At 66.9% G+C, this 7587-nt stretch carries 7 protein-coding genes and 1 riboswitch; of the genes, 4 read left to right on the top strand and 3 right to left on the bottom strand.

Annotated features, from left to right (window positions below):
* Nucleotides 1-165 precede the first annotated feature (165 nt).
* Nucleotides 166-1164 (top strand): 2-hydroxyacid dehydrogenase, encoded by a 999-nt coding sequence (locus tag ACAM49_RS37065; protein WP_369640198.1) that lies wholly within the window; start codon nucleotides 166-168, stop codon nucleotides 1162-1164.
* A gap of 67 nt (nucleotides 1165-1231) precedes the next feature.
* Nucleotides 1232-1639 (top strand): VOC family protein, encoded by a 408-nt coding sequence (locus ACAM49_RS37060; protein ID WP_369640197.1) that lies wholly within the window; start codon nucleotides 1232-1234, stop codon nucleotides 1637-1639.
* Between the two features lie 3 nt (nucleotides 1640-1642).
* Here ACAM49_RS37060 and ACAM49_RS37055 read toward each other — a convergent pair whose 3' ends face one another.
* The 3 genes from ACAM49_RS37055 to ACAM49_RS37045 all read right to left on the bottom strand — a co-directional run bounded on the left by ACAM49_RS37055 (nucleotide 1643) and on the right by ACAM49_RS37045 (nucleotide 6335).
* Complete coding sequence (locus ACAM49_RS37055; RefSeq protein ID WP_369640196.1) at nucleotides 1643-3070, bottom strand: MFS transporter; 1428 nt, start codon at nucleotides 3068-3070, stop codon at nucleotides 1643-1645.
* Nucleotides 3071-3104: 34 nt separating this feature from the next.
* Nucleotides 3105-4766 (bottom strand): phosphomethylpyrimidine synthase ThiC, encoded by a 1662-nt coding sequence (gene thiC, locus ACAM49_RS37050; protein WP_369640195.1) that lies wholly within the window; start codon nucleotides 4764-4766, stop codon nucleotides 3105-3107.
* Nucleotides 4758-4868, bottom strand: a riboswitch (TPP riboswitch). (Overlaps the previous gene by 9 nt.)
* Nucleotides 4869-4943: 75 nt before the next feature.
* Nucleotides 4944-6335 carry a lipase family protein gene (locus ACAM49_RS37045; protein WP_369640194.1) on the bottom strand — a complete coding sequence of 464 codons (1392 nt, stop codon included), beginning with the start codon at nucleotides 6333-6335 and terminating at the stop codon, nucleotides 4944-4946.
* Between the two features lie 99 nt (nucleotides 6336-6434).
* Here ACAM49_RS37045 and ACAM49_RS37040 point away from each other — a divergent pair, with 99 nt between their 5' ends.
* Both ACAM49_RS37040 and ACAM49_RS37035 read left to right on the top strand, forming a co-directional pair.
* Nucleotides 6435-7109 carry a TetR/AcrR family transcriptional regulator gene (locus ACAM49_RS37040; protein WP_369640193.1) on the top strand — a complete coding sequence of 225 codons (675 nt, stop codon included), beginning with the start codon at nucleotides 6435-6437 and terminating at the stop codon, nucleotides 7107-7109.
* Nucleotides 7110-7227: 118 nt separating this feature from the next.
* A complete protein-coding gene (locus ACAM49_RS37035; protein WP_369640192.1) occupies nucleotides 7228-7443 on the top strand; it encodes a ribbon-helix-helix protein, CopG family in 216 nt (71 codons plus the stop codon).
* Nucleotides 7444-7587 lie beyond the last annotated feature (144 nt).

Below are 7587 nucleotides of genomic sequence, written 5' to 3'. Positions count from 1 at the left end.
CTCCCCTACGCCATGGCCTGGCATCCCCGCCACGACGCCGACCCCGCCCACCTCTGGCTCCGCAACACCCTCCGCGAAATCATGCTGACGAGCACTGCGGCCAAGTAACCGGATCGTTGCCCCCTGATTCGCGGGACGATTGTCCTGCGGCGATAGCGTATCGGCATGGAGATCCTCGCCTATGGCGTGCAGGCCGATGAGAAACCGCTGCTCCGGGCCGCGTTCGAGGGCCGCCACGGGGTTCGACTGATGGAGGAGTTCCTGAATCGGAACACCGCACCATTGGCGGCCGGGCACGAGATCGTCAGTACCAGTGTCAATGCCCAGCTGGACGGAGACGTGCTGCGGATATTGGCCGCGGGCGGGACGCGCATGATCGCCCAGCGCTCAACGGGTTTCAACAATATCGATCTCGAGGTGGCGGCCGAGCTGGGGCTGACGGTCGCCCGGGTGTCCTACTACTCGCCGTACGCGGTGGCGGAATTCGCGTGGACGCTGGCGCTGGCGGTGAACCGGCGGATCATCCGGGCCGCGCATCGCACCCGTGAATTCGATTTCCGCCTGGACGGTTTGATGGGCCGGGATATCCACGGCATGACCATCGGTGTGATCGGAACCGGCAAGATCGGGGAGTGCTTCGCCCGCATCGCGCACGGTTTCGGGACCCGGCTGCTGGGCTGGGACGTGGCCGAGAATCCGTGCTGCCGTGATGAATTGGGGATGAAGTACGTCGACCTGGAGACCCTGCTCGCAGAATCCGATGTCGTGTCGCTGCATGTGCCGCTGCTGCCCGCCACCCATCATCTGATCGACGCGGAGGCGCTGGAGCGCATGAAACCCGGTGCGCTGCTGATCAATAGCAGCCGCGGTGGCCTGGTGGACGCCAATGCGCTGGTGGAGACGCTGCGCACCGGCAAGCTCGGCGGGGTCGGGCTGGACGTCTACGAGGAGGAGACCGGCCTGTTCTTTTTCGACCGCTCGGTGACCGGGATCGCCGACGACACCCTGGCCCGGCTGATGACCATCCCCAACGTGGTGGTCACCTCGCATCAGGCGTACTTCACCTCGACCGCGGTCGGCCAGATCATCGATGCCACGGTCAGCAATGTGGAGGATTATCTCGCCGGAAGGCGCTCGGAGAACACATTGGTTCCCGCACCCTGAACCATGATGAATTCCGTCGCCCCGCTCCGACTTCCGTAGGAACACCCCCGAATCGGAAGGATCCGCCATGAACTGGACTCTCGAAGTGGTCATCGTCCCCGTCACCGACATCGACCGCGCCAAGGATTTCTACAGCAACAAGCTCGGCTTCCACGTCGATCACGACACCCGCCCCGCCGAGGGCATCCGGATCTGCCAGCTCACCCCGCCCGGGTCCGGCTGCTCGATCGTGATCGGCGAGGGCGCGGTGCCGAAAATGGAACCCGGCTCCCTGAAGGGCCTGCAACTGGTCGTCCCCGATATCAAGCGCGCGCACGCCGAACTGGTGGAACGCGGCGTCGATGTCACCGACGTCCAGGTGCTCGGCGAAAACCCCTCGCCCACAACCGATCCCCTCGACAATGTGGGTTTCGTCTTCTTCGAGGATCCGGACGGCAACAGCTGGGGCGTCCAGCAGATCTCCTCCCGCGCCTGACCTTCAGGTCAGCGCCGCCAGCACCTTCCGCGCCTTCTTCCGGCTGCGGGCATCGGTGGTGATCAACGCCGCGACCAGGGCGACCACCGCGAACGCCGTCAGCGTCACCCAGCTGACCACGGCCGGGGTATGGAACCCCGCCGCCGTGGTCAGCGCTCCGGCGGGCACGGCGAGAATCGTGCCGATCACCGCCACCCCGAGCGACTGGCCGATCTGCCGGGAGGTGGAGGCGATCGCCGAGGCGACCCCGGATTCCTTGCGCGGCAATCCGGAGACCGCGATATCGGTGACCGCCGGATTCGACGCGCCCACACCCGCCCCGACCAGCGCGTACCCGAGATACAGGGCGGCATCGCCGCCGCTGTCGAAGGTGAAGGTGAGCAGCACACAGCCCGCGATGGCCAGACCCGCGCCGGTCGCGAGCGCGGGGCGGACGCCGAAACGCGCGACGGCCCGCCCGCCCAGCAGTCCGGCCACCATCATGGCCGCGGCCATGGGCAGCAGTTCGAATCCCGCGACGGCGGGCCGTGCGCCGCGCACCGCCTGCAGATAGAAGGTGTTGAGGAACAGGAATCCACCCAGCACCGCGTAGGAGCAGATGGCGATGATGACTGCGCCCGAGAACGGCGGTGACCGGAACGCGCGCACATCGATCAAGGGCTCCGGATGCCGGAGTTCATAGCGCGGCAAGAGGATCAGGCACGCGGCCGCGCCCAGGAAGCAGCCGATCGGCACCGGTGAGAGCCAACCCCGGTGCGGCCCTTCGATGATCGCGAAGACCAGCATGCCGAGCAGCCCGATCATCAGCAGCTGCCCGACCACGTCCACGCGCCGCGGCGTCTCCGATCTCGATTCCGGGACGAACAGCGCGGTGAGCGCGAACGCCGCCGCCGCGATCGGCAGGTTGATCCAGAACACGCCGCGCCAGCCGACCGAATCCACCAGCAGGCCCCCGACCACCGGCCCGACGGCCATGCTGATCCCGGTGGTGGCGGACCAAACCCCCAGTGCGCGAGCCTTTTCCGCCGGTCGCGGAAAGACGTTCTGCAGGATCGACAGGGCCAGCGGCACCAGCAGCGCCCCGCCGACGGCCTGCAGCACCCGGAATCCGACCAGCCACCCCAGCGTCGGCGCGAGACTGCAGGCCAGCGACCCCAGCGCGAAAACGACGAGCCCCACCTGGAACAGTCGGCGTCGACCTACCCGATCCCCCTGCGATCCCGCGGCCATCAGCAGACAGGCGATGGTCACGGTGTAGGCGTCGATCGTCCACTGCGTCCCCGATACCGAGGCCCGCAGATCCCGCCCGATCGACGGCAACGCCACGTTCAGCGCGGTGCTGTCCAGGTTCCCCATCAGCGTTGCGGCGCAACAGGTCCCCAGAACGACGGCCCGCCGCTCCGACAGCCCGGTGACCTGCTGTGATGCCATACCGGCATCATGTCAGCAGGTCACCGGCCGCCGATTACGACACGACGGGCAGGTACACCTTGTTGCCCGCCTCGGCGAACTCGGCGGACTTCTCCGCCATGCCCGCCTCGATGGCGTTCACATCGGTGAGGCCGTGCTTCTCGGCGTACTCGCGCACGTCCTGGGAGATGCGCATGGAGCAGAACTTCGGACCGCACATGGAGCAGAAGTGCGCGGTCTTGGCGGGCTCGGCCGGCAGGGTCTCGTCGTGGTACTCCCGCGCGGTGTCCGGATCCAGCGAGAGGTTGAACTGGTCGGTCCAGCGGAACTCGAAGCGCGCCTTGGACAGCGCGTTGTCGCGTTCCTGGGCGCGCGGGTGCTGCTTGGCCAGGTCGGCGGAGTGGGCGGCGATCTTGTAGGTGATCACGCCGACCTTCACGTCGTCGCGGTTGGGCAGGCCCAGGTGCTCCTTGGGAGTCACGTAGCAGAGCATGGCGGTACCGGCCTGGGCGATGATGGCCGCGCCGATGGCCGAGGTGATGTGGTCGTAGGCGGGCGCGATATCGGTGGCCAGCGGGCCGAGGGTGTAGAACGGAGCCTCCTCGCAGAGCTCCTCCTCCAGCCGCACGTTCTCCACGATCTTGTGCATCGGCACGTGGCCGGGGCCCTCGATCATCACCTGCACGCCATAGGATTTCGCGATCTTGGTGAGCTCGCCCAGGGTGCGCAGCTCGGCGAACTGGGCCTCGTCATTGGCGTCCGCGATGGAGCCGGGACGCAGGCCGTCACCGAGGGAGAAGGTGATGTCGTACTTGGCCAGGATCTCGCAGAGCTCGGCGAAGTTGGTGTACAGGAACGATTCCTGGTGATGCGCCAGACACCACGCGGCCATGATGGATCCGCCGCGCGAGACGATGCCGGTGACGCGCTTGGCGGCCAGCGGCACGTAGCGCAGCAGCACGCCCGCGTGCACGGTCATGTAGTCGACGCCCTGCTCGGCCTGCTCGATCACGGTGTCGCGGTAGATCTCCCAGGTCAGCTTGGTGGGATCGCCGTTCACCTTCTCCAGGGCCTGGTAGATCGGCACGGTGCCGACCGGGACCGGCGAGTTGCGCAGGATCCACTCGCGAGTCTCGTGAATGTTCTTGCCGGTGGACAGATCCATGATGGTGTCGGCGCCCCAGCGGGTGGCCCACACCATCTTCTCCACCTCCTCGGCGATGGAGGAGCTCACGGCCGAGTTGCCGATGTTCGCGTTGATCTTCACCGCGAACTTCTTGCCGATGATCATCGGCTCGGACTCGGGGTGCATGTGGTTGGCGGGGATGACCGCGCGACCGGCGGCCACCTCGTCGCGCACCAGCTCGGGCGAAACGCCTTCGCGCGCGGCGATGTAGGCCATCTCCTTGGTGATGATGCCCTGGCGCGCCCAGTTCAGCTGCGTCGGCGGGCCGTCGACCTGCGGCTTGTCCCAGCTGTCGCGCAGCTTGGGTAGACCCGCCTCGAGGTCGATGGTGGCGGTGGCGTCGGTGTACGGACCGGAGGTGTCGTACACGTCGAAGTGCTCGCCATTGGTGAGGTTGATGCGCCGCACCGGGACGTTCAGGATCGTGCCGTCGGCCTCGACCTGCTCGTAGTGCTTGACGCTGCCCTCGATGGGACCGGTTGTCACGGTGTCGACAGGCGCAGAACCGCTGGAGACACGACTCGATGACATTTGAATCCTCCCTACGCCGGCATTACCCGGTCAGGTTCATACGGTCGACGGCCCACTAGCCGTCCTCTCAGCCCGCTGGTGCGAGCCCCCGTTGGCAATACGTACTTTTCCGCAGCCGACCATACCCGGCGAGGGCAAGGGTATGGACCGGCCGCGGGAAAATATACGAGTCTGCTCTTACCGCTCCTGCGGGCCGATCGGCCATCCGAGCGCGCCGAAGGCTGCGTTGAGCTCGATCTCTACCTGTGTCGCCAGGGCGTCGACGCTGCCGAGCATCGTGATCACGTCATCGGTCTTGCAGCCGACCGGGTCGCTCGCGCCCGGTGCGAGCCGCGACTTGACCCAGTTGAAGGCGTCGGCCATGCCGAGCGTGGTCAACGTCAGATGCTCGCTGAGGTGATCGCGCTTGTAGTAGACCGACGTGCCGCCGTCGCACCAACGCTGCACCATGCGGTCGTTGGTGAACCACGGCACCGCCTCGTCCAGGACGCCCTGATAGACCATGGTCGGCGCGGTGGGCGGATTGCCGCCCAGCACAGTCGAATCGAAGACCGCGCGAATCTCCGGCAGTGCCAGGTAATCCGCGATCGGGATGGTCATCATGCGCTGGTAGTCGGTGAACATCAGGTTCAGCACATTGCGCACCAGGCACTGGTTGGCGGTGCGATCCATGATCGCGCGGCCCTCCGGGGTCAGGTACTTCTCGGTGGTCTCCGCGAACTTCGGGTAGGCGTTGCGCAGCGAGGCGATGCCCACGCCGATCAGGCTCGCGAACATGGAACCGTTGACGTGCAGCAGGGATTCGACATCCGAGACGGGCGCGCCCAGGGCGATGCCCTTGATGTTCAGCTCCGGTGCGTAGCTCGGCTGCATCTCCGCCGCCCAGCCGCTGCCCATGCCGCCGCCGGAGTAACCCCACAGTGCGACAGGGGTATTCGCGCCGTCCAGGCCCAGCGGCTGGAAGCCCTCGGCGGCGCGGACGCTGTCGAGAATCATGTAGCCGGGTTCCTTGGCGACCGCGAGGTGCCCGTTCAGGCCCTCGTAGTCGGGGATGTTGACGGCGTAGCCCTGGCTGATGGACGCGGCGATCTCGAGGTACTCGACCGTCGAGTGGATGCCTTCCAGCGCGGGCAGCCCGCCGCCCTGCTGCAGCACGTACGAGGGCGCGCAGGCGGGCGAGGTGCTGTCGTAGAAGAACTGGTGCGAGACCAGCGGTCGGCCGTGAGAAGTGTTGGCCCCCTCCGGAATCGCCACCGTGGTGGCCGCGACCGTCGGCTGCCCGAACAGGTCGGTGGTGCGGTAGAGCAGCTGCCAGGATCGGATGTGCACCGGCAGCACGGTGAGCACGGCCAACTGCACCTCGCGGGAGCGCAGGATCGTGCCCGGATCGGCGGATTCGAATCCGTCCGGAGCCTGATAGAACGGGTCCACGTTCAACGGAAGCGGTTGCGCGGCAGCCGTTCCGGAGGTGAAGCCCCCTAGTAGCACGGCCGAAGCGGCCGTCAGTGCCGTAGCCAGCGCGGCCGCGAGCAGCCGCCTTCGCTTCCGGCGATCCCCATTGATTGCCACGTCTCTGTTCCCTTCCTCATCGACGTGACAGCGATTACAACACGGTATCCGGTTACCAACAAGATGTCTTTCTGAAATGAGCTTGGCTATCGTCTAGGCATGTCCCGCAGCAAATCTGCCGCGCCGACCGACCGGACCCCCGTACGGCGTCGCATCCGCGGCCTCGACGCCGACGAGCGCAGCGCTCAGCGCCGCCGTCAGCTGCTCGCCGCCGCCACCGAACTCTTTGCCCGGCAAAGCTATTCACTGACCTCCATCGAACAGATCTGCCAGGCCGCCTACGTCGGCACCAAGGGCTTCTACGATCACTTCGACAGCAAGGAGGCCTGCTACACCGCCCTGCTGGAACAGATCAGTACCGGCATCCAGCAACGCGTCACCGAGGTCGCCCTGGAAACCGCCGAAGCCGACTGGCCCACCCGCCGCGCCGCCGTCGTGGCCGCCTTCGTCCACGCCATCGCCGACGACCCCCGCCTCGCCAAGGTCACCTTCGGCGAAGCCGGCGGCATCTCCCCCGCCGTGGAAGCCCGCCGCCGCCTCAACCGCCGCTGGTCCGCCGAATTCCTGAAACACCAATGGCTCCAAAATGATCCGACCGAACAGCCCGGCATGCTGGCCCTGGCCCTCGCCACCATCGGCGGCATGTTCGAACTGGTCGCCGACTGGCTCCACCACCACGACGACGGCGGCGCCCCCGACTCCGTCGACACCTTGGTGGCCGACCTGAACCACTTCGTAGCGGTGGTCGACGCGGGCCGCGCCGCCACCCGCTAGCCCGGGCTGATCGATCGGTCCAGATCGACCATCCCCCCGGCCCGTCTGGCGTATGTCTCCTCGGGATGCACGGTGACCATTGTCCGATGACTCATCCGATGCCGAGGGGTATTGCTGTATGACCAAGACCGAGTTCTCGATCGCCATCGACGATGCAGTGACCGCTGAGGCGGATGCCGCTGCGAAGGCCGCAGGACTGAGCCGTTCCGAATACGTGGAGCGGGCGGTCCGGGAGGCGAACCTGCGTGCGGCGCTACTGCACTACAGGACGGTCACCGTTCCTGCGCTCGGGATCGACGATTATGCCGAGCGCATCTACCACCTGAACCGGTGAGCGACCGAGGTCACCGAGCCTTCGGCTGCCAGCGGCCCGCGAATTCGCCCGGTTCCGGGGGTGGGCCCGGCAGGTCTCCGTCGGCGGCCAGGCCGTCGATGAGCAGCGCCAGGACTCGGCGGCGGAGTTGGGTGGTGCGGGCGG

Origin of the sequence: Nocardia sp. JMUB6875, assembly GCF_041154655.1 — a bacterium.
Classification (GTDB): domain Bacteria; phylum Actinomycetota; class Actinomycetes; order Mycobacteriales; family Mycobacteriaceae; genus Nocardia.
This window is presented reverse-complemented; position numbering and strand designations above follow the sequence as displayed.